Source organism: Psychrobacter sp. H29, assembly GCF_059073055.1.
The window spans coordinates 2,679,798-2,706,019 of the sequence record NZ_JCACRY010000001.1; the positions used below are offsets into that span (position 1 = coordinate 2,679,798).

General features: G+C 43.1%; 26 protein-coding genes. 18 read left to right on the plus strand and 8 right to left on the minus strand.

Annotated elements, in window-relative coordinates:
- Positions 1 to 72 precede the first annotated feature (72 nt).
- The 6 genes from gluQRS to AC5JP1_RS10950 all read right to left on the minus strand — a co-directional run bounded on the left by gluQRS (position 73) and on the right by AC5JP1_RS10950 (position 5,701).
- Positions 73 to 1,053 carry a tRNA glutamyl-Q(34) synthetase GluQRS gene (gene gluQRS, locus AC5JP1_RS10925; RefSeq protein ID WP_493844137.1) on the minus strand — a complete coding sequence of 327 codons (981 nt, stop codon included), beginning with the start codon at positions 1,051 to 1,053 and terminating at the stop codon, positions 73 to 75.
- 223 nt (positions 1,054 to 1,276) lie between these two features.
- Positions 1,277 to 1,714: an RNA polymerase-binding protein DksA gene (gene dksA / locus AC5JP1_RS10930; protein WP_319051992.1), complete on the minus strand. Its 438-nt coding sequence runs from the start codon at positions 1,712 to 1,714 to the stop codon at positions 1,277 to 1,279.
- Positions 1,715 to 2,200: 486 nt separating this feature from the next.
- Positions 2,201 to 3,043, minus strand: coding sequence for a metallophosphoesterase (locus AC5JP1_RS10935; RefSeq protein ID WP_493844138.1), 843 nt, complete (start codon positions 3,041 to 3,043; stop codon positions 2,201 to 2,203).
- Between the two features lie 258 nt (positions 3,044 to 3,301).
- Positions 3,302 to 4,123, minus strand: a complete 822-nt coding sequence (locus AC5JP1_RS10940) for a metal ABC transporter permease (protein WP_493844139.1) — start codon at positions 4,121 to 4,123, stop codon at positions 3,302 to 3,304.
- A gap of 101 nt (positions 4,124 to 4,224) precedes the next feature.
- Positions 4,225 to 4,983, minus strand: a complete 759-nt coding sequence (locus AC5JP1_RS10945; RefSeq protein ID WP_493844479.1) for a metal ABC transporter ATP-binding protein — start codon at positions 4,981 to 4,983, stop codon at positions 4,225 to 4,227.
- Positions 4,984 to 5,146: 163 nt separating this feature from the next.
- Entirely contained in the window at positions 5,147 to 5,701 is a 555-nt protein-coding gene (locus tag AC5JP1_RS10950; protein ID WP_493844140.1) for a transcriptional repressor, read from the minus strand.
- Positions 5,702 to 5,976: 275 nt separating this feature from the next.
- Here AC5JP1_RS10950 and AC5JP1_RS10955 point away from each other — a divergent pair, with 275 nt between their 5' ends.
- From AC5JP1_RS10955 to AC5JP1_RS11015, 13 genes are all read left to right on the plus strand, one after another.
- Positions 5,977 to 6,861 (plus strand): metal ABC transporter solute-binding protein, Zn/Mn family, encoded by an 885-nt coding sequence (locus AC5JP1_RS10955; protein WP_493844141.1) that lies wholly within the window; start codon positions 5,977 to 5,979, stop codon positions 6,859 to 6,861.
- Positions 6,862 to 7,132: 271 nt separating this feature from the next.
- Complete coding sequence (locus AC5JP1_RS10960) at positions 7,133 to 7,531, plus strand: ATP synthase subunit I (protein ID WP_443526725.1); 399 nt, start codon at positions 7,133 to 7,135, stop codon at positions 7,529 to 7,531.
- Positions 7,532 to 8,211: 680 nt separating this feature from the next.
- Positions 8,212 to 9,078 (plus strand): F0F1 ATP synthase subunit A, encoded by an 867-nt coding sequence (gene atpB / locus AC5JP1_RS10965; protein WP_319051999.1) that lies wholly within the window; start codon positions 8,212 to 8,214, stop codon positions 9,076 to 9,078.
- Between the two features lie 33 nt (positions 9,079 to 9,111).
- Complete coding sequence (gene atpE, locus AC5JP1_RS10970) at positions 9,112 to 9,360, plus strand: F0F1 ATP synthase subunit C (protein WP_010197960.1); 249 nt, start codon at positions 9,112 to 9,114, stop codon at positions 9,358 to 9,360.
- Positions 9,361 to 9,477: 117 nt separating this feature from the next.
- Positions 9,478 to 9,948, plus strand: coding sequence for a F0F1 ATP synthase subunit B (locus AC5JP1_RS10975; protein WP_493844142.1), 471 nt, complete (start codon positions 9,478 to 9,480; stop codon positions 9,946 to 9,948).
- A gap of 13 nt (positions 9,949 to 9,961) precedes the next feature.
- On the plus strand, positions 9,962 to 10,585 hold the full coding sequence (locus AC5JP1_RS10980; RefSeq protein WP_443526721.1) for a F0F1 ATP synthase subunit delta: 624 nt from the start codon (positions 9,962 to 9,964) through the stop codon (positions 10,583 to 10,585).
- Between the two features lie 96 nt (positions 10,586 to 10,681).
- A complete protein-coding gene (gene atpA, locus AC5JP1_RS10985) occupies positions 10,682 to 12,226 on the plus strand; it encodes a F0F1 ATP synthase subunit alpha (RefSeq protein WP_319052002.1) in 1,545 nt (514 codons plus the stop codon).
- 209 nt (positions 12,227 to 12,435) lie between these two features.
- Positions 12,436 to 13,317: a F0F1 ATP synthase subunit gamma gene (atpG, locus tag AC5JP1_RS10990; protein WP_443526718.1), complete on the plus strand. Its 882-nt coding sequence runs from the start codon at positions 12,436 to 12,438 to the stop codon at positions 13,315 to 13,317.
- Positions 13,318 to 13,355: 38 nt separating this feature from the next.
- Entirely contained in the window at positions 13,356 to 14,789 is a 1,434-nt protein-coding gene (atpD, locus tag AC5JP1_RS10995; RefSeq protein ID WP_443526717.1) for a F0F1 ATP synthase subunit beta, read from the plus strand.
- A gap of 114 nt (positions 14,790 to 14,903) precedes the next feature.
- On the plus strand, positions 14,904 to 15,320 hold the full coding sequence (locus AC5JP1_RS11000; protein ID WP_261869167.1) for a F0F1 ATP synthase subunit epsilon: 417 nt from the start codon (positions 14,904 to 14,906) through the stop codon (positions 15,318 to 15,320).
- Between the two features lie 631 nt (positions 15,321 to 15,951).
- The gene (locus AC5JP1_RS11005; RefSeq protein ID WP_058023509.1) at positions 15,952 to 16,668 is read left to right on the plus strand and encodes a response regulator; all 717 of its coding nucleotides are present in this window, start codon (positions 15,952 to 15,954) and stop codon (positions 16,666 to 16,668) included.
- Between the two features lie 312 nt (positions 16,669 to 16,980).
- Positions 16,981 to 18,669 (plus strand): ATP-binding protein, encoded by a 1,689-nt coding sequence (locus tag AC5JP1_RS11010; RefSeq protein ID WP_443526715.1) that lies wholly within the window; start codon positions 16,981 to 16,983, stop codon positions 18,667 to 18,669.
- Between the two features lie 131 nt (positions 18,670 to 18,800).
- Positions 18,801 to 18,980, plus strand: coding sequence for a hypothetical protein (locus AC5JP1_RS11015; RefSeq protein ID WP_443526713.1), 180 nt, complete (start codon positions 18,801 to 18,803; stop codon positions 18,978 to 18,980).
- Between the two features lie 33 nt (positions 18,981 to 19,013).
- Here the strand turns inward: AC5JP1_RS11015 and AC5JP1_RS11020 are convergent, their stop codons facing one another.
- Positions 19,014 to 20,495: an ATP-binding protein gene (locus AC5JP1_RS11020; RefSeq protein ID WP_493844143.1), complete on the minus strand. Its 1,482-nt coding sequence runs from the start codon at positions 20,493 to 20,495 to the stop codon at positions 19,014 to 19,016.
- A gap of 452 nt (positions 20,496 to 20,947) precedes the next feature.
- Between AC5JP1_RS11020 and rpsP the strand changes: the two genes are divergently transcribed.
- The 4 genes from rpsP to rplS all read left to right on the plus strand — a co-directional run bounded on the left by rpsP (position 20,948) and on the right by rplS (position 23,383).
- The gene (gene rpsP, locus AC5JP1_RS11025) at positions 20,948 to 21,217 is read left to right on the plus strand and encodes a 30S ribosomal protein S16 (protein WP_021812802.1); all 270 of its coding nucleotides are present in this window, start codon (positions 20,948 to 20,950) and stop codon (positions 21,215 to 21,217) included.
- Between the two features lie 165 nt (positions 21,218 to 21,382).
- The gene (rimM, locus tag AC5JP1_RS11030) at positions 21,383 to 21,916 is read left to right on the plus strand and encodes a ribosome maturation factor RimM (protein ID WP_493844144.1); all 534 of its coding nucleotides are present in this window, start codon (positions 21,383 to 21,385) and stop codon (positions 21,914 to 21,916) included.
- Between the two features lie 76 nt (positions 21,917 to 21,992).
- Complete coding sequence (gene trmD / locus AC5JP1_RS11035) at positions 21,993 to 22,757, plus strand: tRNA (guanosine(37)-N1)-methyltransferase TrmD (RefSeq protein WP_493844145.1); 765 nt, start codon at positions 21,993 to 21,995, stop codon at positions 22,755 to 22,757.
- A gap of 206 nt (positions 22,758 to 22,963) precedes the next feature.
- Positions 22,964 to 23,383, plus strand: coding sequence for a 50S ribosomal protein L19 (gene rplS / locus AC5JP1_RS11040; RefSeq protein ID WP_290176744.1), 420 nt, complete (start codon positions 22,964 to 22,966; stop codon positions 23,381 to 23,383).
- Positions 23,384 to 23,606: 223 nt separating this feature from the next.
- Here rplS and AC5JP1_RS11045 read toward each other — a convergent pair whose 3' ends face one another.
- Positions 23,607 to 24,167 carry a DUF4442 domain-containing protein gene (locus tag AC5JP1_RS11045; RefSeq protein ID WP_319052011.1) on the minus strand — a complete coding sequence of 187 codons (561 nt, stop codon included), beginning with the start codon at positions 24,165 to 24,167 and terminating at the stop codon, positions 23,607 to 23,609.
- A 408-nt stretch (positions 24,168 to 24,575) separates the two neighbouring features.
- On the opposite strand from AC5JP1_RS11045, the gene AC5JP1_RS11050 reads away from it, so the two are divergent.
- Entirely contained in the window at positions 24,576 to 26,111 is a 1,536-nt protein-coding gene (locus AC5JP1_RS11050) for a DUF3360 family protein (RefSeq protein ID WP_493844146.1), read from the plus strand.
- Positions 26,112 to 26,222 lie beyond the last annotated feature (111 nt).

The window sequence follows — 26,222 nt, forward strand, 5'->3', positions numbered from 1 at the left end:
AGACCTAAAAAAAGCGCCGCAAATAGTGGTGCTTTTTGCTGTCTGCTGCTATTAAGGGTTACTTGGTTCTCATCAACAGAGTAAATTTAGCTGCTGCATACCTTGTAGCGGTGCATTGTCCCACTGTGCAATGGCTTGGATGAGCATATTAGTTGGCGTGTCGACATCGACTTTTGGTTGCCGCAGGAGTGCCAGTCCATCAGTGATAAGTTGGCTTGGATCCGATGTGTCTATTGGCTGCGCGAGGTTTTGCTTGGAGAGCTTTTGACCATTTGCATTATTAATTAATGGTAAGTGGTACCAATGGTCGATCGTTGGTAGACCCGCCGCCTGCATAATACTGATCTGCGCTGTGGTCATCGGTAGGATATCCAAACCGCGCATAATATGAGTAACCTGTTGTAGACCATCGTCGATACTGGCGGCTAATATGTAGTTGATCATACCATCTTGACGACGCGCTACCATGTCTCCTAGTGTCTGCTGTGGATTATCCCATTGCTGACCCTGAATACCATCATTAAAACCGATTTTATAGTCTGGTAGCTGTATACGTAATTTATGCTGCTGCCTATCAAGATGAGTTGCCACACAGCGCCTTGGATAGCGCTGCCGGTTTGGCTGTTTTTGATTGACTGATGTTGCAGTATGGGTCTGGCTGTGATGTCTATTGATATCTTCTTGTGCCCAGTATTGCTCTAGGTCTTTACGTGAGCATCTGCAGCCGTAGGTTAAGGGGCGCAGCGATGAAGACAGGTAGTCACTGTAAATATCGATACGTTCAGACTGATAGATGACGTCACCGTCCCAGTGCAATCCAAGTATTTCTAGATCCATCAAAATCTGCTCAGTGAACTGCTTGTCACAGCGCGCAGTATCGGTGTCCTCGATGCGCAGCAACCATTGGCCACCGAGCGATTTTATATGACAGAAGCTAGCAAGTGCCGTGGTAAAAGAACCCAGATGCAGCTCACCCGTAGGTGATGGCGCAAAACGGCCAATAGGCTGTGATAATCTGGGTTCAGTTGGTATATCAGTATAAATATTTTTCAAAATAAATAACTATCGATAAAAATGATAGAGATAGAATAATAAAGATCGGTATCAAAAGATATTTATTAAATGAAATTATTTTGTTAGTAATGGCAGCTGTGCGTCGATCATATATTTGAGAGTGGAGTAGGGGTGGTGGTTAAGAAAAATGATAGTCTTGTAAAAGCAAAAAGCGACCCATGATGTGGTCGCTTTTGCTTACGTACGGTTATCTGTATACCGCTTAAGCCCCTTGGTTTTGGCGCTCTTTGATCTCTGACAAGGTTTTGCAGTCGATACACTGCGTGGCTGTTGGACGAGCTTCGAGGCGACGTAGACCAATCTCTACACCACAGGTTTCACAAAATCCATAGTCATCATTTTCGATTTCTAACATAGACTTGTCGATCTTGCGGATGAGCTTACGTTCACGATCACGTGTACGTAAGGCAAGCGCAAACTCTTCTTCTTGAGTTGCACGGTCATTGATGTCAGGCATCGCACTTGACTCATCTTGGATGTAGTTTTTGGTACGATCCGCTTCACCAATCAGTTGGTTTTTCCATTCCAACAAAATTGACTTAAAATGCTCTAACTGTGCATCAGACATGTACTCTTCGTCTTTGGCTGGCACATAGGGAGTAAACTTGACTTCACTTGGATTCGTGGTCACGGTGCTCATATGGGTATCCTACTTTTTCAAATTAATTCAATAAAACGACGTATCAAAAGACAAGACGTTATCAGTTTTACAAACGCTATAAGTTGTCCCTTTATCAAACGTTTTACCACTTGGTGATACAAGTAACACAGCTGATCAAATAATATCGTTATTTTAGTATATCGGCATACTCTGACTCAGGTATATTGCTATGCAAATCTTTAGTTCAATAGCACTGCTCAAATCGTATTATAAATGATTGACTATTAACACTTAGCTTGTGGTTTCTTGGCCATCCTAGCTATTATTCTATTGCCTAATTTTAAATATTAGACCGTCCTCGCTTCATTTTACAAGTTGTATCATTGTTTATAGTAATAATGAAGTTATTTTTTATTTTGATCTCGTTTTTTCTTAATTCATTAACTTGTACAATCTTGGCCAATATAGGCTAAGCTCATAGTGGGCAAGGGGTGGAGCTATTATCTGTAGTAAAAAATATGGCCATTAAGTATCCAGTCTTTCAACCCAGCTTGCAACCTTTCCATTGTTGGCTAATTGCAACCAGCGGTAGCCTGGTAGGCCACTTTCATCATAAGCAAAATCGTGCGAATAAGGTTTGAACTGGTAGCAGGTAGACGGTGTGCTATAGACGGTAACCCCTTGGCGATAACGAACTTGCTCTTGATGAGTGTGACCACTAATAATGACTTGTAGATGCTCAAAAGGCGCCATATGCTCCCAAAAACTCTCCGTGTTTGTTGCCATATGAGTATCAATCCAGTCAGAATCCACTGGTATGATGTGGTGGTGTAGAGCAATGAGCGCTGGCTTATCACAGGCATCAAGACATTCGCACAGCCAATCAATGTCAGTGGTTGTTACTTCACCTGCTACCTTGCCTGTAATCGATGAGTCTAGCAATAGTAATTGCCAGTGATCTCCCTCAATCCTATGCCGGCTGAGCAGACGTGAGTCAGCTGGCTGGGCAACGAGCGACCTCTGAAAAAACGGTAGGTGTTCGCCATCCTCGTCAGTCACATCATGATTGCCAGCGATACAAACAAAAGGGATTTGAGTCGCTTGTAGGACAGCAAATATGTGGTCGTAGGTTGACAGCCTTACTTTATTCACCAGATCGCCGGTCACAATGATCAAGTCGCAGCGAATATCTGCACTCAGTGCTTGCTGGAGTACTGTCTCAAAGCTGCGCTGACAATTGCCAGCATCGTTGTAACCACTGCTATCAATATCAGCAGCGACAGGCGTGGATAAATGCAAATCAGTGATTTGTAAAATATTTATCTGTTCATCGGGCGTACTGATCTTATTGACAGGATAGCTTGGCATCGGGTCAGTCCCTTATCGAATCAAAACAATGGTCATTGTGAGAACGAGTGTGGATAAATGATCTACTATTTTTAATGGTACATGCGCCTATTATAACGGTTATTAGCACTGATTGGTGACGAGTCATAATAGTGAATCGCGACGCGCAGTGGTAAAGCAATTTTATAACATAAAGCCAGTTAAAGCTCTAGTAATATTGGTGAAATAAAGTTGAACAAAGTTTTTAAAAATCTTCATTATAGCCTGAACGTCAATGAACTATTGATGGCGTGCTGAACGAAATTTTATTTTGGTTAGCTTCGAAAAAATCAGAGCGATAAAAAATAATATAGCTAATATCAATACAATAGAGAGACCCGTTTGAATATCTAACCAAATGCTTCCCCAGACACCCAGTGTCACTCCAAGCTGAGCGATGATAAATGCGATAATCACCATTTGTTTTGGCGATGATGACCATAAACGTGCGGTAAGGGCAGGTAGTACTAGCAGCCCACTGATTAATAAGCTACCGACGGCTTGTAAAGCAACGGCACAAAACCCTGCAAGTAAGCCCATAAAAAACAGCCGCTGACGAGTCGGATTAATACCTTGGATACGCGCCAATGCCTCGTGGGTGGCCAGTTTGATTTGAGCAGGCCAAATATAACTGAGCAGGCTTAAGCCTACGAGTACGCACCCTGCGAGTAGGGGCAACTCATCCCAACCAAGCTCCAGTAAATTACCGAATAAAAAACCAAGCACATTGGCTTGTTGGTCTGTCAGCTGGGTCAAGGTCAACAAACCCAAACACAGCAATGACACCGCAACAACGGCCAACACTGCATCAGCAGGCAAACGCTCATCATCAATCAAAACCAGCCCTAACACTACTGCGATACTGACTAACGCAACGCCAATTCCCATTGGCATCTGCCACCAAGCTGCTAGAGCTACGCCCAGCAATGTACCATGTGCTAACGCATCAGCAAAAAAGGCCATACGTCGCCACAATACCAAACAACCTAAAGGTGCCGATAGTAGCGCTAAAATACTGCCAGCGATCCAAGCAGGAGCGATAATAGCTAACCATGAGGTCATAATAAATATCCATGAAATTTTATAGAGCTTAATACTGCACTGCTAAATGTCAAAACATTGAAACCAATACAGCTAAGCTATAGAGTATGTGATGCTAAGGGTTATAGTTCGAGCTCGTTTGGTGCATGGTGCTGGCAAGCATGTGGCTGATGCACGTAAGGCTGTTCATAATAATGACCAAACAACTTTTTAAACTCGGTACTGATGGCTAGCTCGCTGGGTTTTCCTTCGCAGCAAATATGCTTATTGAGACAGATAACACGTCGACTGCCTCTCATAACCCAGTGCAAATCATGGGATATAACCAACATGGCACAACGTAAAAAATCTGGCAATTTATCGATAAACTGATACAGCCAAACCTCTGTATCAGGGTCAAGCCCTTGCATAGGTTCATCCAGAATCAATAAGTTGGGTTTGTCTAACAATGCTCGGGCAAGCAACACTCGCTGCGCCTCTCCGCCCGATAAATGCAACATTTGTCGCGATAATAAGTGTGTTAACGACAAATTATCAAAGATAAACTGGCGCTGCTCAGCGGTAAGACGTTTTTTATCTGCTTGATCTAATAGGTCGCTGACTCGCAATGGCAATATTGGCGGTACGGTAAATCGCTGTGGTACGTAGCCAAGTTGTAGTGGTTGGTGTGCCGTGATGCTGCCTTTGGTCGGGTCGATTAAACCTAAGATGAGTTTGACCAGTGTAGATTTTCCAGCCCCGTTAGGCCCAACGAGACTCACGGTTTCGTTGGTTGCAATGTCGATATCAATGTTCGAGAGAAGACGTTGCGACCCAATATAATAGCTGATATTGCGTAGGCTCAGCAGTTGACTAGCATCGTTCACAATATTTTTATCCATAATAGGGGCAACTGGCTGATTAGAGGGTAGGATAGACAGGCTCATAATATGACAACAAATAGATAAGTAAAGGGGAGGGATAACCAGAATATAAGTGTTAAGAACCAATAGAACAGTATTAAAAGAAAGGTAGGCAGTATTGACGGGTCGCTGAATTTATATATTACTGACAAGCCTGACACCGGCCACTGAGTTCGATCACGCTGCGCTCAACGACAAAGCCTACATCTTGCTCAGCAAAGCTCATCATCTCTTGTACCGGTAAACTACTACACTCTTGAACCCGCTGACACTGATCGCATATTAAAAAGGCGGCCGTATGCCGTGCTCTGGGATGACAGCAAGGAACATAAGCGTTGATAGACGTCAGCTGATGAATCAACCCTTCGCTCAACAAAAACTCTAAGCTGCGATAAACTGTTGGTGGCGCAACGTTTTTGGGGGTGCGCTTCTTAACAGCTGGTTCGTCCACAGGCGTCTTCGATATATCATCTGTTTCAGACAGTCGCATTTGCTGTAATTGAGTGATTAAGTCATAAGCGCCAACAGGTTGATCAGATTCTAGTACCAACTGGTATATCTGCTGGCGTAGCGGCGTAAACCGTGCCCCATTTAAGTGGCAGTGCTCCTTTGCGGCTAGCAATCGCTCAGTAACGTCATGCGCAGTCAAATCTTGCACATCATGCAAATGCTCACAGAGTGACGGAGTAGTAGACATAGTATAGGCTCCTAAAAATAGCATGGTAATCGCATGACGTTTTTTATGATAGCGTTTTTTATTGTTATAGTATAACATAATATAGTTGAAACTATAACTACAGATCTGAATCAGCTGTTTTAAAGCCGCTACAGACAGCCAGACACGCTGTTCCTGTATGCGTGTCTCCTTTTTAAAAGGCGCCTTACAATAAAAACGATGATTCGCATTGTGGTGACTTACTAAATACAGATCGACTTTCAACAAAGAATGACCCATCAACCAAAGAGCTTGCTATGAACGCTATTGTTACTTATTTTCGACGCTCAATCATCACGCTACAACGCTTACTGATTACAGGACTAGTGATAGGATCTTTTACATTAAGTGCGCAAGCTGCGACGGTCAGTGTGAGCAACTATCCGATGTTTTTACTCAGTGAAGCGGTCACTGATGGCACACCATCGGCCAATAGGATTCTACAGGCAGGCGATGTTGGGCATCATGGTAGCGTTAGTCCAAGTGATATGAAAGCTATTAAAGACAGTAAATTTGTTGTTTGGTTTGGGCCTGCATTAGAGAACAGTCTGACTGGTAGTTTGAAAAATGCACCCAACGCCATTGCTCTATTTGAGTTTGATGCCTTTAACCGTTATCCGCTGCGTGATGTAAAAGGCGAGGCGATTGAAGGTACGCTAGATCCGCACATTTGGCTCGATCCTGAAAATGCCAAAGCCATTACCCGTGCACTAGCTGTGATTCATAGCCATGCTAATCCAGAGCATGCAAGTACTTATCAAGCCAATGTCAAAAAGTTTGCTGAACGTATGGATAAAGCCGTTGCTGACGTACAGCAAGGCACACAGACAGATCGCCCTTACTGGGTATATCATGACGCTTATCAATATATTGAAAAAGCGGCGCATATAAAATTAGCAGGTAGTCTAAGCCCCGATCATCATATCTCTCCAAAAGCCAGCCAGCTACTTTGGTTAAATAAAAATCGTCCTGTTGAGCAAATGTGTATGGTCAACCAAGGTAGTGTTTCAAAAGGTTTGCTTGCTAAGTTACAGCCAGTTAATACAACCATCCAAGTCGAAGATATGAGCAACAACAGCGAAGATTTTGTTAGCAGTTGGCAAACTATGGCCCAGCAAATCAATCAATGTATAACATCATAAACGTGATATACACTACACCACGGATCATATAGAGATGTTCAAGTAATGGCGTGATTTGATTTTGATAGATGAAAACACGCCATCGTCGTAAGTCTGTGAGTTAGGTGACTGATAAAGGTCATATTTTACTTGCTTAATAGTAATGGTCTCCTTATAATAAGTGGCGTTTTATTTTGGTTTAAAGGTAATGCCTGTAGAGTAAGTCATTCACGGATAAAAATATGGCAAGTATGCTATATTGTCCCAATGCTGAAAGGCTATAGGAATATCGATGACCAAGCCTGCCAAACGCACGCAAAAAGATAAGATTGGCATCTATATCAAACGGCAAGCATGGATATTGTTTATTTTTATCATTGTTGCTTGGATGGTAGATACTACTTGGTTACGTAGTGAGCTTACAGTAGCAAAAAGCGCCGCAATCGGGGCATTGCTCAGTTTCACGACTCAAGCCGTATTTGCTTTTTTTATCTTTTGGTATACAGGATATCGCGCGCGCCAACATATCGTTAGCCAGCTATATCGAGGTCAGATGGCAAAGTGGCTGTTGACCGTGTTTGGTTTCGCACTAATTTTTATTACCGTACAACCCCTATCTGCGCCTGCGTTGTTTATCGGTTTTATGGTAATGCAAATTAGTCACAGTTGGATGTTGTGGCATATACGCTAGCGCTAATAAATGATTAGATGATTTATTAATAGTACTGGCAAGTCACCCTGCCGTCCAACTTCTCTATGACTAGTTCGGAAAGTCAAAGTACAAAACTGTCTTATGGCAGCACTAATGATCATGAAGACCGAAGTATGAGCCTCTACGTTAGGCGCAGTATGCAACGACACAATGATAGGGTAGGGCGGACGCAGCCATAACTGTCATTAATAATGAACTTTTTACAGTTTAATTATGAACGAAAAGCTATATTAGCAATCGTTGTTGTCAGTTAACTTATTCATACAATGGATAATAAGATCATAATAGACTTTACACGAATACAACGCTGCATTAATATAGGCAGCTAAATATTTTGCTTATAAACGCTACATTGAGCGTCGGTCGTAAAAACGGCCAATAGGCAAGCACATGTATAATAATTTTGCGTATAAAAATGCAAGGGCTATTACTGAGTTATCATAAGCCCTTTTTTGATAGCTAAAATTTATGTCACGCTATCAGATATAGCATTAGCATTAGCAATAGAACTATGGGTTGGATGTTATTGGTTACATGGGCGCTTTAGTATGATTTATTTGCTTGCTTAATAGCACCACAAATAAAAACGCTAAACCCATCAGATGACAACCATATTTTTGGTAGTTGATTAAATCGTTGATTAATAAGAAGCTTACATTATGGCATCCGAGCAAACATCATCAGAATATATCTCTCACCACTTAACGAACTGGACGTACGGCTACCTGCCGGGCGAAGGTTGGAAAGTTGCCTACAATGCTGAAGAAGCAGGGTTAATGGGCTTTAACGCTATCCACCTTGATTCTATGCTATGGTCAATCGGTCTAGGTATCTTATTTTGTGCCGTCTTTTGGATGGTTGCCAAAAAAGTAACCTCAGGCGTACCAGGTAAAACTCAAGCAGCGGTTGAGATGATCGTTGAGTTTGTTGATAACAACGTTCGTGATTCTTACAGTGGTACCTCAAAATTGATCGCGCCACTGGCGTTGACTATTTTTGTCTGGATCTTCTTGATGAACTTGATGGATTTGATACCGGTTGACTTTATTCCAGGTCTAGCTGGACAGATCGGTGCCGCTATGGGCCATGATCCACATCATGTTTTCTTCAAGATTGTTCCAACGACTGACCCTAACATTACGCTTGGCATGTCGTTCTCTGTCTTTGCACTGATTATCTTTTATAGCATTAAAGAAAAAGGTTTGGGCGGCTTTATCGGTGAGTTAACACTACATCCGTTTGGTGCCAAAAACCCAATCGTACAAGCGATTTTGATCCCGATCAACTTCATCCTAGAAGCAGTTACTCTAATAGCTAAGCCTGTATCACTTGGTCTACGTCTATTCGGTAACATGTATGCTGGGGAATTGATTTTCATACTGATTGCTCTAATGCCATTTTGGATTCAATGGGCGTTATCGGTACCGTGGGCTATCTTCCACATCTTAGTTATTACACTTCAAGCGTTCGTATTCATGATGCTGACGATAGTTTATATGTCGCTTGCATCATCAACTGAACATTAATTAGACATTCAATAGGTAAATGAGGATACATCAATGGATCCAGTATTAGGTGGTTACACAGTTATCGCAGTAGCACTACTTATCGGTCTTGGCGCACTTGGCACAGGTATTGGTTTTGCTATTCTAGGTGGCAAATTCTTAGAAGGTGTTGCACGTCAACCAGAGCTTGGCTCACAGTTGCAAACTCGTATGTTCATCGTAGCAGGTCTTCTTGATGCTATTCCGATGATCGGTGTTGGTATTGCTATGCTATTGTTGTTCGCTAACCCTCTAGCAGGTTAATCCGAAAGCTCAGTTGTAAATGTTTGGTACTCAAGAATTTTCTATCAAATATAGTCAAGATTTGACTGCCAAACATGATCAATGAAACTGATTTTTCATTAACAAAGAGGTGATCACGTGAATATCAATTTTACCCTCGTCGGTCAAGCCATTGCTTTTGCAATATTTGTGGTTTTTTGCATGAAATTCGTGTGGCCACCACTTATCGGTGCCATCAATGAGCGTCAGCGTAAAATCGCAGATGGCTTAAATGCCGCAGAAAAAGCAAAAGCAGATTTGGCGACCGCGGAGCAAAGTGTCCAGCAGGAACTTGATCTTGCAAAGACCAAGGCTGCTGCATTAATCGAGCAAGCCAACAAAAGTGCTAATCAGCTTGTCGAAGATGCAAAATCGCAAGCCCAAGCGGAAGGCGAGCGTATTCGTCAACAAGCTCAAGCATCTATTGATCAAGAAATCAATCAAGCACGTGAATCATTACGTGCTCAAGTTGCTGAGCTGGCTGTACTTGGTGCAGAAAAGATTTTGCAAGACAAAGTCGATGCGCAAAAACATGCCAGTATGTTAGACCAACTGGCGGCGAAGCTGTAATTGTGAGGATATAATGGCTGACTTATCAACCTTAGCACGACCGTACGCTAAAGCCGCGTTTGACTATGCCAACGAAAACGGCGCAGTAAATGAGTGGGAAAACTTCTTACTTGTTGCTAGCACTGTTGTCGATGACAAGTCGTTCAGTACTTGGCTAGACAATCCAGCTGTTTCTGCTGAGCATAAGTCAGCTGCTTTGGTCGATCTTTATGATACGCAAGTAGCTAGCGCTAATGACTCTGCTCTTAAGCAGTTATTAGATGATGCTCAAGGTAATAACCTTGGCAGCAACGCCAGCTATCCAAAAGTATCAGTAGCACTTAGCAATTTCGTTAAACAGTTATCAGAACAAGAGCGTCTAGCGCTGCTTCCTGAAGTTTATGAGCATTATCGCCGTCATAAGGCAGTAAGCTTAAAGCAGCTTGACGCATATGTGACCTCTGCTTATCCATTGACTGATGAACAGCGTCAAATGCTACAAACGCGTCTTGCTACCTCGCTAAATGCGAGTGTAGTGATTCACGAAACAGTTGATCCAAGCCTATTGGCAGGCGCTACAATCAAAGTCGGTGATAAAGTCATTGATGATTCGATGCGCGGCAAGTTACAACAGTTAAAAACACAGCTAACTGCCTAATGCCATGTATCGGCGCAGACATATAATACAATCTGCGTGATAGTAAGAGCATTTAAGTCAGTGGGCGGGTTATCATAAATTAAAGGAAACAAGGCAATGCAACAATTGAATCCAGCGGAAATCAGTAACCTGATTAAGCAGCGTATTCAAGACCTTGATGCGGGTGCAACTGCAAAGAATGAAGGCACGATTGTCAAAGTATCTGACGGTATCGTGCAGATTCATGGTCTTGAAGATGCCATGTACGGCGAAATGATTGAGTTTGAAGGTGAAGTCTATGGAATGGCGCTTAACTTAGAGCGTGATTCTGTTGGTGCAGTAGTACTAGGTGACTTCCTAAAGTTACAAGAAGGTCAAAAAGCCTATTGTACTGGTCGCATTCTTGAAGTACCCGTAGGTCCTGAGCTGCTAGGCCGTGTTGTTGATGCTTTGGGTAATCCTATTGATGGCAAAGGTCCTATCGATGCCAAAATGACTGACAAAGTCGAAAAGATCGCTCCAGGCGTTATCGATCGTCAGTCAGTAGATCAGCCAGTAATGACCGGTTATAAAGCCGTTGATACCATGATTCCAATCGGTCGTGGTCAGCGTGAGCTTATCATTGGTGACCGTCAGACTGGTAAAACAGCAATGGCTATCGATGCGATCATCGCACAGAAATCATCTGGCATTAAGTGCGTGTACGTGGCTATCGGTCAGAAACGTTCGACCATCGCTAACGTGGTACGTAAACTTGAGCAAACTGGCGCATTAGAATATACCACGGTTGTGGTTGCTTCAGCATCAGAGCCTGCCGCACTACAGTATATCGCACCGTACTCAGGTTGTACGATGGGCGAATACTTCCGTGATCGTGGCGAAGATGCATTGATTGTATTTGATGACTTATCAAAGCAAGCGGTTGCTTATCGTCAGATTTCACTATTGCTACGTCGTCCGCCAGGTCGTGAAGCATATCCTGGTGATGTATTCTATTTACACTCACGTTTACTTGAGCGTGCATCACGCGTAAACGCTGATTATGTAGAAAAGTTCACTAACGGTGAAGTGAAAGGTAAAACTGGTTCTTTAACCGCATTGCCTATTATTGAAACCCAAGCCGGTGACGTTTCTGCATTCGTACCGACTAACGTGATCTCAATCACTGATGGTCAGATCTTCCTAGAGTCCAGCTTATTCGCTTCAGGTATCCGTCCAGCAGTCAACGCTGGTATCTCGGTATCTCGTGTGGGCGGGGCCGCTCAGACTAAGATCATCAAAAAGCTATCTGGTGGTATTCGTACTGCTCTAGCTCAATATCGCGAACTAGCAGCATTTGCTCAGTTTGCATCAGATCTTGATGACGCAACTCGCGAACAGCTTGATCATGGTGAGCGTGTAACTGAATTGATGAAGCAGAAGCAATACCAGCCGATGTCAATCTCTGAGCAAGCAGCCGTTATCTATGCTTCAAACGAAGGCTTCTTAGCTGACGTTCCTGTTGAAAAGATTGGTTCTTTTGAAGAAGCATACTTGCGCTATATGCATGATGAGCAAAGTGAATTGATGCGTGAGATTGATGACACTGCGAACTACAATGATGATATCGCAGGTCGTTTAAAGTCAGCGTTAGAGACCTTTAAACAAAATCACAGTTATTAATTTAACGGGTTAAGCCGAAATGGTTATAACTGTCGTTTGAAAAGTGGCGCGTTGTCTGACTAGATATTTGCGCCACTGTTTTAACCATTACCGGTATTAGATCGCGTAATGCCACAAGATATAAAATGTTATTCTATAAGAGTGATGTTGCATATCAAATGATTGTCGCATGCGCCAATGCTTTTTAACCCTCTTATATTGGAATCATTATGGCAAGCTTAAAAGAGATACGTGCCAAAGTCACCAGTATTAAAAGCACCCAGAAAATTACTCGTGCTATGCAAATGGTAGCGGCAAGTAAGATGCGCCGTGCTCAAGAGCGCATGGAAGTGGGTCGCCCGTATGCTGATAGTATGCGCCGGGTTATTTCACATTTGGTGCATGCCTCATCAGACTACAAACATCCGTATATGGTATCGCGTCCAGTCAATAAGGTTGGCTATATCGTCATTACCTCTGACCGTGGCCTAGCGGGTGGCTTGAATATTAACCTATTCAAAGCTTTATCTAAAAGTATCCAAGATTATCAAGATCAGTCAGTACAAGCTGAGTTTGCAGTCATCGGTGCCAAAGGTGTGAGCTTCTTCAAAAATTTTGGTGGTAAAGTCACATCGGCTGTGACCGATTATGGCGATAAACCGACGTTTGAGCAGTTGAATGCACCAGTTCAAGCGATGCTTGAAGACTATAGTAACGGCAATATTGACCGTATCTATGTGGTCTATAACCGATTCGTCAATGCGATGACTCAGAAACCAACGGTCAATCAGTTGGTTCCTCTACCAGAGCAGTCATTTGATGATGAAGACAGTGGTCTACAGACAGAACTTAGCTGGGATTATATCTACGAGCCTGATATCAAGACATTGATTGATGAATTGCTTGGTCGCTATATTGAGTCGATTGTTTATCAAGCGGTAATGGAAAACATTGCCTCTGAGCAGTCTTCACGTATGGTTGCGATGAAAGCGGCAACAGATAATGCTGGTGACCTTATTAACGATTTACAGTTGGTTTATAACAAGCTGCGTCAAGCGGCGATTACCCGAGAAATCTCGGAAATCGTTGGCGGTGCTGCTGCTGTTTCATAATTGACTACACCTATATATAGAAGTTCAAGGAGAACGCAATGAGTAGCGGTCGTATTGTACAGATTATTGGCGCGGTTCTTGACGTTGAGTTCAACCGTAATGAAGTTCCTCAGATTTTTGATGCCTTGCAAGTAGATGGTACCGAAACCACCCTAGAAGTACAGCAACAGCTGGGTGATGGTATTGTACGTACTATTGCAATGGGTTCAACCGAAGGCTTAAAGCGTAACCTACCCGTTACCAACACTGGTGCACCGATTTCTGTGCCTGTAGGTACTGGTACGCTAGGTCGCATCATGGATGTTCTTGGTCGTCCTATCGATGAAGAAGGTCCTGTTGCTGCTGACGAAAAATGGTCTATCCACCGTGAAGCGCCAAGCTATGCGGATCAGTCAAATAGCACTGAGCTACTAGAGACTGGTATTAAAGTTATCGATTTGCTTTGCCCTTTCGCTAAGGGTGGTAAAGTTGGTCTGTTTGGTGGTGCAGGTGTTGGTAAAACCGTTAACATGATGGAGCTGATCAATAACATCGCTCTAAAACATGAAGGTTTGTCAGTATTTGCGGGCGTGGGTGAGCGTACTCGTGAAGGTAACGATTTCTATCACGAAATGCAGGAAGCTGGCGTTGTAAACACTGAAGACTTCAGTAAGTCTAAAGTAGCAATGGTATATGGCCAGATGAATGAGCCACCGGGTAACCGTTTACGTGTTGCACTGTCTGGTTTGACCATGGCTGAGTACTTCCGTGATACCAAAGATCCTGCCACTGGTAAAGGTCGTGACGTATTATTGTTTGTTGATAACATCTACCGCTATACACTAGCCGGTACAGAAGTATCAGCCCTGCTTGGTCGTATGCCATCAGCGGTTGGTTATCAGCCAACACTAGCTGAAGAGATGGGTATGCTGCAAGAGCGTATTACGTCAACTCAGTCAGGTTCTATCACGTCAGTTCAGGCGGTATATGTACCAGCGGATGATTTGACTGATCCATCACCTGCTACAACGTTTGCTCACTTGGATGCAACGGTCGTACTAAGCCGTGATATCGCATCACAAGGTATCTATCCTGCGGTTGATCCGCTCGATTCAACGTCACGTCAGCTAGATCCACAAGTGATCGGCGAAGAGCATTACAATGTTGCTCGTGGTGTTCAGGAAGTTCTACAGCGTTATAAAGAGCTTAAAGACATCATCGCTATCTTGGGTATGGACGAGTTATCAGAAGAAGATAAACTGGTTGTTTATCGTGCTCGTAAGATTCAGCGCTTCTTGTCTCAGCCATTCCACGTTGCTGAAGTCTTCACTGGTGCACCTGGTAAATACGTACCATTACGCGATACTATTGCTAGCTTCAAAGCGATCATCGCTGGTGAATACGATGACTTACCAGAGCAGGCATTCTACATGGCTGGTAGTATCGATGAAGTAGTCGCTAAAGCTGAAAAAATGAAGTCTTCTGCAGCGTAAGCTGTATGAGCATGAAATAACGAGTAGATATAATATAGATTTTATGTCTACTCTTCAGTAACGCATCGCAGTTTTACTGTTTTTTGATCGCGCTTTGATGGTAAGGAATTAAGTATGGCAACGTTACAATGTCGCGTCGTAAGTGCTCGTGAAGAGTTGTATTCAGGCGAAATTAGCATGTTAATAGCTACTGGTACCGAAGGCGAGATTGGTGTATTGCCAGGTCACACACCGCTTATTACTTTGTTAAAGCCAGGTGCAATGCGAGTGCAAACACCAAATGGTGAAGAAGAAATAATTTATGTCTCAGGTGGTGTATTAGAAGTACAACCTAAGATGGTTACCGTATTGGCTGACACCGCTATGCGTGCAAGCAATCTTGATGAAAGTAAGATTGTCGAAGCTCGCAAGAAAGCTGAGCAAATGCTAGTAAACCAGTCTGATACACTACAGACTAATGCAGCTTTAGCCTCACTTGCAGAGTCAGTAGGACAGCTACAGACTATTCGCAAGTACAAAAATCGTGTGTAATTTATCATTGTTAGTGATAGTTATCACTGTTAGCGATAGATAGTTATCTGAAGCTAACAGTGTAGTTGAAGACAGAAAGCAGTCCATTATATGGGCTGCTTTTTTATGTCTGTTAGTTTGAATTTGCCAATGCTATGACTGCTACTTTTACTTATATCAGTGTTTGGATAGATAAGTATTTTATGAGCCTCCGTTAATTATTTTTTGAGAACAAGATAATATTGGATTTCCTTAAAATGCCACTAGCAGTAAGGGTGATATGTGGTTATATTAGACTATGAAATATCGTAAGTATGGAGTGATACTGTGGTGCGTCTGTGCGATGTAAGACACTAACATTGGTTATTAAGATGCGCTCTGGTTGTAAGTATTTAACGAAAACGAAATTACTGCCTATTATTGAGATAGGTAGGATTATTCTTGGACGCAAACTAAAGTTTTATTAGAGGTAGTTTATAGGTTTTGTTAACGACTATCAGCTATAGTATAGGAAGCTGTAGGTTTAATAGTATACTGTGCTACCAAGTTTGTAACAGCTATACGAACATCAATTGTACCGCTTTATGGTGCTATTAATTTTACCGCTCTTACTTTTACTGCTTTTAAATTAGATGTATTAGAGGATATAACAATGACAACGACTGAAGAAGACAACACCCCCCGAATCCTGATTGTTGAAGATGATGAGCGTCTGGCCATGTTGACTCAAGATTACTTGGTCAAAAATGGTTTAGAAGTGGCAATTGAAACTGACGGTAACCGTGCTATTCGCCGCATTGTCAATGAACAACCAGATATGGTCGTACTTGATGTCATGCTACCTGGTAGCGACGGATTGACAGTTTGCCGTGAAGTTCGCCCGCACTATCAAAATCCTATTTTGATGCTGACTGCGCGTACCGAAGATATGGATCAAGTATTGGGTCTAGAGATGGGTGCTGATGACTATGTCGCCAAACCTGCTCAGCCGCGCGTATTGCTCGCTCGTATCCGTGCTTTATTACGTCGTTCAGAAAACGCACCATCAGAAGATGTGCCGCAGCGTTTAGAGTTTGGCGAGTTAGTCATTGACAACGGTGGTCGCTCAGTCAATCTAGGTGATGAGCTGGTTGATTTTACTAGCGCTGAATATGATCTATTGTGGTTACTTGCTTCTAACGCAGGTCGCATTTTATCTCGTGAAGATATCTTTGAGCGTCTACGTGGTATTGAGTATGATGGTCAGGATCGTTCAATTGATGTGCGTATTTCACGTATTCGTCCAAAAATCGGTGATGATCCAGAAAATCCAAAGCGTATCAAAACCGTACGTAGTAAAGGTTATCTGTTTGTGAAAGAAGGCAACTAAGATTACTGCATCTACGTAGTGATTAATTATTAGTCATTTTCGAAAAAAACCAGCATCTTTGCTGGTTTTTTTGTGGCTAAATTTTAACTTTTGAACTTAAATGCAGTGTTATGTGGTTTAATTAACCCATTATTATAGACACTGATCGAATATGGGTGACTTGTATCTATATTTGGGCGATTATTGCAGATTAATTAGACTGCATTAGTCAAAGTCTATCTCTATTTGATAATACTCGATATCAGTATATGGCGCTCACTATGTAGCGAATGATATCGGCACTCTCTATCTATTAAGTTGGTCACGGCACGTATGTCATTAGTCTCTTCTCTAAAACACAGTATTTTTGTTCGTATCTATGCTGGACTGCTTATAGTCTGTTTATGCGTAGCATTGTTTGCGCAGTTATTGATGGACACCATCAATAAGGAACGCGTGCAGTCCTATCGCGAGAGTATGGCGATGGGGGCGTTTCATTTAGTAAGTGAAGGCATCTCTCATCAAGATACTAAAGAAGATCGTGAGTATTGGCTGTCTGATGCCAGTAGTCTATTTGGTTCAACGTTTAAGATTGTCCCTATCGATGAGGTAGACTTTACTGCCAGTGAATTAAGACGCTTTAAGAACGATGCCACAGTGGTTCGTTATATGAGCCAACCTGTCTATGCAGATGTGTATTATCGTCTGCCAGACAATGAGAACGTGTTGACCGCGCGAATATCGCAAGTCACAGAGCAGCAAGTACGAGCTATCGCAATATTTTTACTAGATGATTTGTCCTATCAGATGACCTTGTCTGATAAGCGTGCGCGTCTAGCAGAGTTAGAGGAGAAATTTTCTTTTCCTTTAGCGTTTACTGCTGTCAATACGCTCGATTTGGATTCAGATCAGATGTCGCGTTTGCGCCGTGACGAAGTGGTTATCTCATTGCAAGATACTAATAGCAGCAAAAGTAACTCATCTATTAGAGTAGTGGTACCGTCTGAAATCAATGATATGGCGATATTGATTGGTCCTGTACCGTTGTTCAACTGGTTCCCACTTAACCTAATCATCAGTATGATTCTGATTAGTATGTTCTTAATCAGTTTGGGTGTTTATGCGCTTATTTTCCCGCTTGAGCGTAAGCTACAGCTGATTCAAGTAGGTGTCAACGAAGTCAGTAAAGGCAATCTTGATATTCAAGTACAGGTCATTGGGCAAGATGAGATTGCGCGTCTGTCAGCGACATTTAATGCCATGACGTCACATATCAAGCGTTTGATTGAGTCGCAACGAGAGCTGACGCGAGCAGTATCACACGAGCTTCGGACGCCAGTGGCACGTATTCGGTTTGCCGTAGATATGCTTGCTGATACTGACGATGAGGACTCGCGCTTCATGCAACGTGATTATATCGATGAAGATATTGAATCACTTAATGGGCTGATTGATGAGATTTTGACTTATGCTAAGCTTGAGGAAGGCTCGCCAAAATTAGATTTGGAGCCAGTAAACCTCAAAGAGCTGCTAGAGCAGATCGAGCGTGAGACCAATGCACTGGGTAAGCCAATCAAAATCGTGACCAACTTACCAAGTGCAAAAGTCACTGCCATCGCAGATCGCCGCTATTTGCACCGCGTGATTCAGAATCTTGCAGGTAATGCTTTGCGCTATGCTGAGACGACCATCATCGTTAGTGCAGGCGTCAAAAAAGGCAATGCATTTGTCAGCGTAGAGGATGATGGACATGGTATTTCTGAAGCGGATCGCGAAAAAGTATTTATACCGTTTTCACGTTTAGATGACAGTCGTACACGGGCGTCTGGTGGTTACGGCTTAGGCTTATCAATTGTATCGCGCATTGCTTTTTGGTTTAATGGTAGTATGAAAGTCGATGAAAGCCATACGCTTGGTGGTGCGAGATTTGTGATGACGTGGCCTATCAAACCGCTGACCCAGATTCTTGCTGCTGATGAGTTGACGCAAGAGAGAAGCGAACGCGATTTTGATACTAAATAATTGCTCCTCGTAAACATGTTGAGCAATACAAGAACTATGGTTAAACGGATTTGATTACAGACACTTTGGCAATGAGATGATGCGTTTACCATATATTTCTAAAATAGCTTGATAATATAGGAGGGCAAAGGATGCCATATTTATTTGGAGGGCTAGTGCTGTTGAACGCGATAACGTTGGGTTATCATTTGTTCTTAAAGCAGCCTTTAACGACCCAAACGCTGAAGGCAGCACAAGAGGAAATGACCCAGCCACTCACCTTCACCAATGGTGCTGAGTATCTCCCGCCTATTATTGGTACAAGAGACTGAGCGGCTGTCACTCGATTTATATGGGCGACAGTTTTATCGCGTTTCTTTATTTGCTGTAGCATTCTCGGTGGCAGAGGTATCGACCGTATCAGCTGCGATGGTATTATCTCCAGTAACTTTGGAGAGTAGGGGTATGCGTACGCATACTTGTAGCCCGCCATCAGGATGGTTAATGGCCTCCACCGTACCGTGATGTAACCTTGCGATACGATCGACGATAGCCAGTCCTAACCCACTACCTTGCGTCGTACGTGCGGTCTCCCCACGCTCAAACGGTTGCATAATCCGCTCTAACTGATCCTCTGCTACCCCGTTACCGCAGTCCCGCACACAAATCATCAATTGCTCTTGCGCCTCTTGGGTGACTACGTTCTCACTGACCACATCGCTATCTTCTTCTGGAGCCGTTTCTATAAACGTAGGTATTACTGTGGCTGAAAGATAAATCGGTGGTTTACCATAGCGATTGGCATTGTTGATGAGATTGATAATCAGACGTTTGATAGATAAGGGGCGCACCGGAACGACTTTATTACACTCTGATTGATATATAAATTTCATCGGAGCAAACTGCACCATGATTTCATTAAATATCGTATCCAAATTGGTTAAGCTGACGGGCTCATCAGAGCCGTCTTTCATAAACGAGATGAACTGCTCCAAAATGGCATCCATGTCTTCAATATCGTAAATCAACCCTTCACGAAAGAAATCATCTGGCAGCATCTCGGCAGTCAAACGCATACGAGTCAATGGCGTACGCAAGTCGTGTGAGATACCAGCAAGCATAATCGTCCGTTCTTTTTGCGCTTGGTTTAATGTTGTAAACAGACGGTTAAAAGCCATATTTACTTGACGTATCTCAGTAGGACCCTTTTGCGTAGGTAAAGTGGTAGCGTGTCCTAAACGAATGTAATTGGTCGCTGCACGCTGCAAATAACGTAACGGGCGATTGAGTTGCCGTGCAAGCAAAATAATGGTCAGTAGGGATAATATCGGCAACCCAATCAAAAACAGTACGAGCAATGTCGGACTGTACTGTGAATAGTAAACTACTGGCTCACGAATCCAAAAACTGTCGTCGCGGCTGTCCTGTACCCAAAGCTGGGGCGTTGGCTTAAATTTAAAGTACACTTCGACAGGTCGACCCAGCTGTGCACCGATCTCATGCTGAAGTACATCAGTGAAGAAACCGACAAACGCTTTATCAGCAACTTCAGGGAAATCACTGGGATTGTTGACGACGACAACATGAGAGTGCTGATAAACCCACTGACGGATATCAGGGCGGTACTGCCAGTCTTTATTCACGCTATTGATTAAACGTAGCTCACTCGTCAAATAACGGGCATGATTTTTGAGCTCTGGTAGATATAGACTGCGCCAAAAAAATAAAATCGATAAACCCACACTGATAAGAACAATAAAAGAGACCATCAAGGTCGTCAGCCAAGTATTGGAGTAAGAGCTTGGTAGCCAACCTTTGCGACGTGGCTTTGAGTTTGGTGTGATCATATAAATCCAGCAGATTGAGAGAGATATGGTGTTGGGTTTGGTCTGGGGTTAAACCGCTGTATCGTGACTGAAAAAGTCCAATTTATGCCTTGAATATGTGTAAAACCAAGCAAGATACAATAATTATAGAATACCACATCCGATGAATAGTACCTTTATAGTACTCACCAAGGATAACCATTAAATACTTAAGATCAAAATAAAATCACTTATGCATAATTCGCTTGATGCCTAGTTTGGTTTAAAGACAGTTTGATACGTAATTAATTTGTTTGTATGAAGTGGCTACTGTGCGCATTTAAAAAACGCCTATCGACAATTATATTTTACACAGACTGGTATTTAAGCTATTGTTAATAAATAATTAAATATGCACAGTTTATGTTTTCAACAAATAAAGACTGTGATATAATTATGCCCTTTTTGGTATACCTGCGAAAGAGAGAATTCACATGGTTGTTATTCGTTTAGCACGGGGCGGTGCCAAGAAACGCCCATTTTATCAAGTAGTTGTTGCTGATCAACGCCGCGCGCGTGACGGTCGCTATATTGAAAACATCGGCTTTTTTAACCCACTCGCTAAAGAGTCTGAAGAAGCAGTACGCCTAAACATGGAAGCGTACAATGCGTGGATCGCAAAAGGTGCACAACCTTCAGATCGCGTTGCTTCATTAGCAAAAGCTTACAACAAGTCTGCAGCACAAACTGAAGCAACTGCTTAAGTTTTTGTTGTTACTGAGCCACTTATAGTATGACTACAAGCTGATTCAGTAGACTTTAGAATACATAGCGTAACTGGTCTAACCAGGGTGCGCCATTAACTGTTTATCGCTTTTGACACAATTGTTTTTGCAATTGCTGTTGTAATCATTGTTAGGTTAGCTGCTATGTCATCCACTCCAAACGCTAGTGCCCTTATGAAAATCGGTCAGCTTAAGAAGCCTTACGGCATCAAAGGTTGGCTATGGGTATTCAGTGATACGGATGATCGTACAGCGATATTCGATATGAAGCCGTGGTGGATGAAAACTGCCACTGGTATGAAACCTTTGACTGTGAAAGCTTGGCGTGAGCAAGGAACAGGAATTGTGGCTCAATTTGAGCAGATTCCTGATCGTAATGTTGCTGAGACTATGAACGGTGTTACCGTTTGGGTCGAACAAAACGTCTTGCCTGAAACAGCTGAAGACGAATATTATTGGTCGGATTTGGTCAGTCTGCGCGTGATGAACGAGCAGGATGAGTATCTAGGCAATATCACTGAAATGTTTGAAACCGGTGCCCATGACATCATGCGCGTAGCGGCTAATTCAGACAGTTTGGATAATGAAGAGCGCCTAATTCCATGGCATAAGAAAACTGTGATGGAGGTCAACATGACCGAAAAAACAGTACTTGTGGCATGGCCGAGTGATTATTGATAGCGACTCTAGCTTTTAGTTAGATCTCATTGATAGTCATACCGATTGTTTTAGCCTCAATGCAAGTAGACATCAGATGTATTTTGCCGTAATTAGTATTTTTCCTGAGATGTTTGCCACGATTCGTGAGTTTGGAATCACGGGACGGGCAGTGACTCAAGAGCAAGTTACGATTGAATGCATTAATCCGCGTGATTATACCACTGATAACTATCGCCGTATTGATGAGCGCCCTTATGGTGGCGGTCCTGGGATGGTGATGATGGCTGAGCCATTATCGAAAGCCATTGAGGATGCCCGTTTGCGTGCTGAGCAATATGGCTGCCGTGTCGATAGCGAGCACTGTCCGGTGATTTATATGTCGCCGCAAGGACAGACGCTTAGTGAGAGTAGCGTAGTCGGTATGACTGATTACGATGGCATGATTCTATTATGCGGTCGTTATGAAGGTATTGATGAGCGTTTGCTATCACAGTATGTCGATATGGAAGTGTCACTAGGTGATTACGTATTGACTGGTGGTGAGCTACCAGCGATGGTGCTGATGGATAGTGTGATACGTCGTCTGCCCGATATCATGGGTGATGACAAGTCAGCAGAGCAAGACTCGTTCGTCGATGGCTTGCTTGACTGTCCACATTATACTAAGCCGCATGAGTTTGCAGGCATGGCAGTTCCTGAAGTGTTACTGTCAGGGCATCATGCCAATATCGCCAAGTGGCGTTTTGCTCAGCAAGTCAGTCGTACGCAAACGCGTCGTCCAGATTTGTGGCAAGCGTTTACCCCAACGGCAGAGCAAGCGAAGTGGCTAAAAGCACTGGCAAAAGCAGATAAAAAGTAGGGTGTTAACCTTTGATTTTATCGTTTTTAAGTTTGATAAACAGTTAAAAGACAGAATTTTGAGCAATAATAAAACGAGTCATCACTATAGTGGCCGTTGGTTATAACCCATTTACGTTGTGTCTCACTATAAAGAGATATAATTAATTATTACAAACAGGTGATATGCGTCAAGCCTCTATTATCTAATGTGAGGAGATAACTCTCATGAGCAACAAGCATCCATTGGTTCAGGTCATCGAAAATGCTCAATTGATCGAGCGCCCAAGCTTTGCACCCGGCGATACCGTCGTGGTACAAGTAAAAGTACGTGAAGGTGAGCGTGAGCGTTTACAGGCTTTTGAAGGCGTTGTAATTGCTAAGCGTAACCGCGGTCTAAACTCAGCGTTTACCGTACGTAAAATCTCGAGCGGCGTTGGTGTTGAGCGTGCATTCCAGTTGCACTCACCAATCATCGATAGCATTGAAGTGAAACGCCGCGGTGCTGTTCGCCGTGCGAAACTGTACTACTTACGTGAGCGTTCTGGTAAATCAGCACGTATCCGCGAAAAACTTGCGCCACGTCCAGCTCAGAAAAAGACTGATGCTGGCGTACCTGATGCCGTTGATACTGCACCTGGTATTTAAGCACAAGTTTGCCATTTTGAGTTAATCGTATTATTTTAGGGTTGACTCAAAATAAGGTAATAGTAGATACAAGCCCTTATTCATAGGTTTATTTATAAATAAGCGGGCCATACCAAAAAAGACGAAACCCCAATCTATGCATATGCTAGATTGGGGTTTTTGTATGTGTGCCATTATAAATGTAGATTTTATCACCTATCAACCTCACATTAATAGTTGGCAGCTATTCGTTGTCAGGTGTTTCAATACGGCTGACTTGCTCTTTAGATTTACTGTATTTTCGTAGTCGGATATATAGCGTCTTAGTGACGGTAGCGATGAGCTTTTGTTGATCATCGACGATATCGACTTTGTATTCGCGGAATACAGCGTCACCATCTTTTGCTAGATCTTGAATCGTAATGACTTCAGAGCTGGGTATTTTCATGCGTGCAGTGACTTTGCTATTGCCGGGCGCGACAAAGTCAATACTTGAGCTTTTGTCCCATACCACGTAGTTGCTACCCAGTTGATGCATCAGCATGAGCATGTAGAAGGGATCAACCATCGAATATAAGCTACCACCAAATTGAGTACCAACGATGTTTTTGTTTAGCGTGGTCAGTCCCATGCTGACCACACATAATCCCTGATCAAGGCTGATATGGTCGATTTTGATACCTGCGCCAATGTATGGAGCATAAGTATTGAGTCGCAGCTTTAAAAGGTGCGGTGTCAGTAATGGCATGATACTTTGTTTTGCTCGACGCTTTAAAGTCTCAAAATTAGCGGGAAATACACTCATAGCTCTATCCTGTTGCTTTTTTCAATTTTTTGATATTACCAGTAGTACTGTTTTTCGGTATTGACGATCAGGTGAAGATCGTCAAAAAATATTTATCATAGTGAAAAACGGCTACGCTCGCCAGCTCTAAAGCGTAACTAAAAAAACAATATATTTATTTGGTATGCACTTATATATTGTCAATATAGAGCATCTACAAAGTTCTATTGGGCTTTGTACCATTACAAATGCAAACTTTCATTTATGTATTATAGTGAGACACACAGTATCTTTACATGAGTTTTGGGTCGCATTTCACCAATGCATAGCATACAATAGTTTGCAGTTTGCGATGGACACATTGATCGATCCAGTACTTGATCAGCGTATTAGCAATGACAAAAGACGTAACCCACACAAGGAAATGTGATGAGTAACCCTCAGACCCCTTCTCCGGGGTCTAATCCGACGCCGAACCTATCCGATCATGACAATAATAATGACAGTAACAGAGAGGGTAGCTATCCAGAATTACACAAGCCAAGCTCAAGCTTTGATAATCGCGATGCTTATCTGAACCATGAACTACAGATCATGCAGCCGAAGCGCTGGCGACCTAATTTGCCGTTTCGAGATTATCGTTTTGAGTATGAAGATACGATCCCAGCGATGGCAGCAACGATTGGCAAAGTGGTTATGGTGGGCGCCATTGCAGCAACGTTTGCAGGACCACTAGGGTTGGGCGATGCTTTTGTTCTAGAAAACGTACGCTATGAGTTATTGATCGTTTCCTTCTTTATTATACTGTTTTCTGGTTTCTTATTACCGACTGCCAACTTAGCTGGTACTCATGGTCCACTCATTCCATTGATTCCTATTGTCGTGGCCGCTGGTGGTCACCCTATGGCATTTGGTTTGCTTATCGGTGCTTTTGGTCTGCTCCTTGCTATTAGTAAAGGAGGGAGTTTGCTTGCTAACTTGACCAGTAAAGGCGTCTGCGGTGGCCTACTTATTTATTTAGGGTTTATTGGTACGACATCACAGGTCAAAAATCTCTTCGCCTGGTCAGAAAGTATTGGTATGACGCACATTGCTTTCTTTATTATTTTAGCGACTATTCTATTATATGCTTTACTTGAGCATTGGCAAAAGCGCTGGCTTGCGGTACCGCTTAGCTGCGTACTGGGCGGCGGTCTTGCATTTGCATTGGGCGCGCCTTTTGAGTTTCAGACCGCGCCAGGTCTACCAAACATGAATCCGATGTACTGGTGGGGCGAAAATACAGGGTGGATGTTGGGTCTGCCCACGATTGAAAGCTTTATCGTAGTTCTACCGTTTGCCATCCTAGCCGTTGCTATGTGGTCGCCAGATTTTTTGGGTCATCAAGTGTTCCAAAAAATCAGCTATCCCAAACGAACTGAAAAAGTACTTATGGACATTGATGATACGATGACCAGTGCGTCGTTTCGTCAAGTAGTGGGTTCGGTGCTGGGCGGTGCCAACTTTGCGTCGTCGTGGGGCACATACATTGTCCCAGCAGCGATTGCTAAGCGTCCGATTCCGGCTGGTGCGTTATTGACAGCACTATTCTGCGTTATCGCAGGGGTTTGGGGTTATCCGATGGATTTGGCCATCTGGCAGCCTGTGATGTGTGTGGCATTGATCGTAGGGGTGTTTATTCCATTGCTAGAAGCGGGTATGGAGATGACGCGCGAAGGTAAAACCACGCAGTCTGCCGCTATCGTGGTGTTTGCTTCTGCACTGGTCAATCCCGCTTTTGGTTGGTCACTCACATTACTGCTCGATAATTTAGGCTTGATTGGCTCTAAAGAGCGCAGTGCTGGCTTATCTAAAATGAGCCGCTGGATCATACCAGGTATTATGTTTGTGGTGCTGACAGGGGTAATGGCTATCGTTGGTATGCTGCCTGGTATCCCAGCATTGATGGTAAACTTCCGCCAATAATAAAAGCAGGGGATAGAGTCTTCTTTGTCGCTTCATTGATAAGCATAGACGTATAGATTAACTATACTCGCTATTTTCACCTTTGAATCGTCTAAAAAGTTGTCTCTATCA

Excerpts from the sequence above, each read along its gene's own strand:
- dksA (WP_319051992.1), bottom strand. The coding sequence starts at position 1,714 with ATGAGCACCGTGACCACGAATCCAAGTGAAGTCAAGTTTACTCCCTAT.
- AC5JP1_RS10935 (WP_493844138.1), bottom strand. The coding sequence starts at position 3,043 with ATGCCAAGCTATCCTGTCAATAAGATCAGTACGCCCGATGAACAGATA.
- AC5JP1_RS10940 (WP_493844139.1), bottom strand. The coding sequence starts at position 4,123 with ATGACCTCATGGTTAGCTATTATCGCTCCTGCTTGGATCGCTGGCAGT.
- AC5JP1_RS10945 (WP_493844479.1), bottom strand. The coding sequence starts at position 4,983 with ATGGATAAAAATATTGTGAACGATGCTAGTCAACTGCTGAGCCTACGC.
- AC5JP1_RS10950 (WP_493844140.1), bottom strand. The coding sequence starts at position 5,701 with ATGTCTACTACTCCGTCACTCTGTGAGCATTTGCATGATGTGCAAGAT.
- AC5JP1_RS10955 (WP_493844141.1), top strand. The coding sequence starts at position 5,977 with ATGAACGCTATTGTTACTTATTTTCGACGCTCAATCATCACGCTACAA.
- AC5JP1_RS10960 (WP_443526725.1), top strand. The coding sequence starts at position 7,133 with ATGACCAAGCCTGCCAAACGCACGCAAAAAGATAAGATTGGCATCTAT.
- atpB (WP_319051999.1), top strand. The coding sequence starts at position 8,212 with ATGGCATCCGAGCAAACATCATCAGAATATATCTCTCACCACTTAACG.
- atpE (WP_010197960.1), top strand. The coding sequence starts at position 9,112 with ATGGATCCAGTATTAGGTGGTTACACAGTTATCGCAGTAGCACTACTT.
- AC5JP1_RS10980 (WP_443526721.1), top strand. The coding sequence starts at position 9,962 with ATGGCTGACTTATCAACCTTAGCACGACCGTACGCTAAAGCCGCGTTT.
- atpA (WP_319052002.1), top strand. The coding sequence starts at position 10,682 with ATGCAACAATTGAATCCAGCGGAAATCAGTAACCTGATTAAGCAGCGT.
- atpG (WP_443526718.1), top strand. The coding sequence starts at position 12,436 with ATGGCAAGCTTAAAAGAGATACGTGCCAAAGTCACCAGTATTAAAAGC.
- atpD (WP_443526717.1), top strand. The coding sequence starts at position 13,356 with ATGAGTAGCGGTCGTATTGTACAGATTATTGGCGCGGTTCTTGACGTT.
- AC5JP1_RS11000 (WP_261869167.1), top strand. The coding sequence starts at position 14,904 with ATGGCAACGTTACAATGTCGCGTCGTAAGTGCTCGTGAAGAGTTGTAT.
- AC5JP1_RS11005 (WP_058023509.1), top strand. The coding sequence starts at position 15,952 with ATGACAACGACTGAAGAAGACAACACCCCCCGAATCCTGATTGTTGAA.
- AC5JP1_RS11010 (WP_443526715.1), top strand. The coding sequence starts at position 16,981 with ATGTCATTAGTCTCTTCTCTAAAACACAGTATTTTTGTTCGTATCTAT.
- AC5JP1_RS11015 (WP_443526713.1), top strand. The coding sequence starts at position 18,801 with ATGCCATATTTATTTGGAGGGCTAGTGCTGTTGAACGCGATAACGTTG.
- AC5JP1_RS11020 (WP_493844143.1), bottom strand. The coding sequence starts at position 20,495 with ATGATCACACCAAACTCAAAGCCACGTCGCAAAGGTTGGCTACCAAGC.
- rpsP (WP_021812802.1), top strand. The coding sequence starts at position 20,948 with ATGGTTGTTATTCGTTTAGCACGGGGCGGTGCCAAGAAACGCCCATTT.
- rimM (WP_493844144.1), top strand. The coding sequence starts at position 21,383 with ATGTCATCCACTCCAAACGCTAGTGCCCTTATGAAAATCGGTCAGCTT.
- trmD (WP_493844145.1), top strand. The coding sequence starts at position 21,993 with ATGTATTTTGCCGTAATTAGTATTTTTCCTGAGATGTTTGCCACGATT.
- rplS (WP_290176744.1), top strand. The coding sequence starts at position 22,964 with ATGAGCAACAAGCATCCATTGGTTCAGGTCATCGAAAATGCTCAATTG.
- AC5JP1_RS11045 (WP_319052011.1), bottom strand. The coding sequence starts at position 24,167 with ATGAGTGTATTTCCCGCTAATTTTGAGACTTTAAAGCGTCGAGCAAAA.
- AC5JP1_RS11050 (WP_493844146.1), top strand. The coding sequence starts at position 24,576 with ATGAGTAACCCTCAGACCCCTTCTCCGGGGTCTAATCCGACGCCGAAC.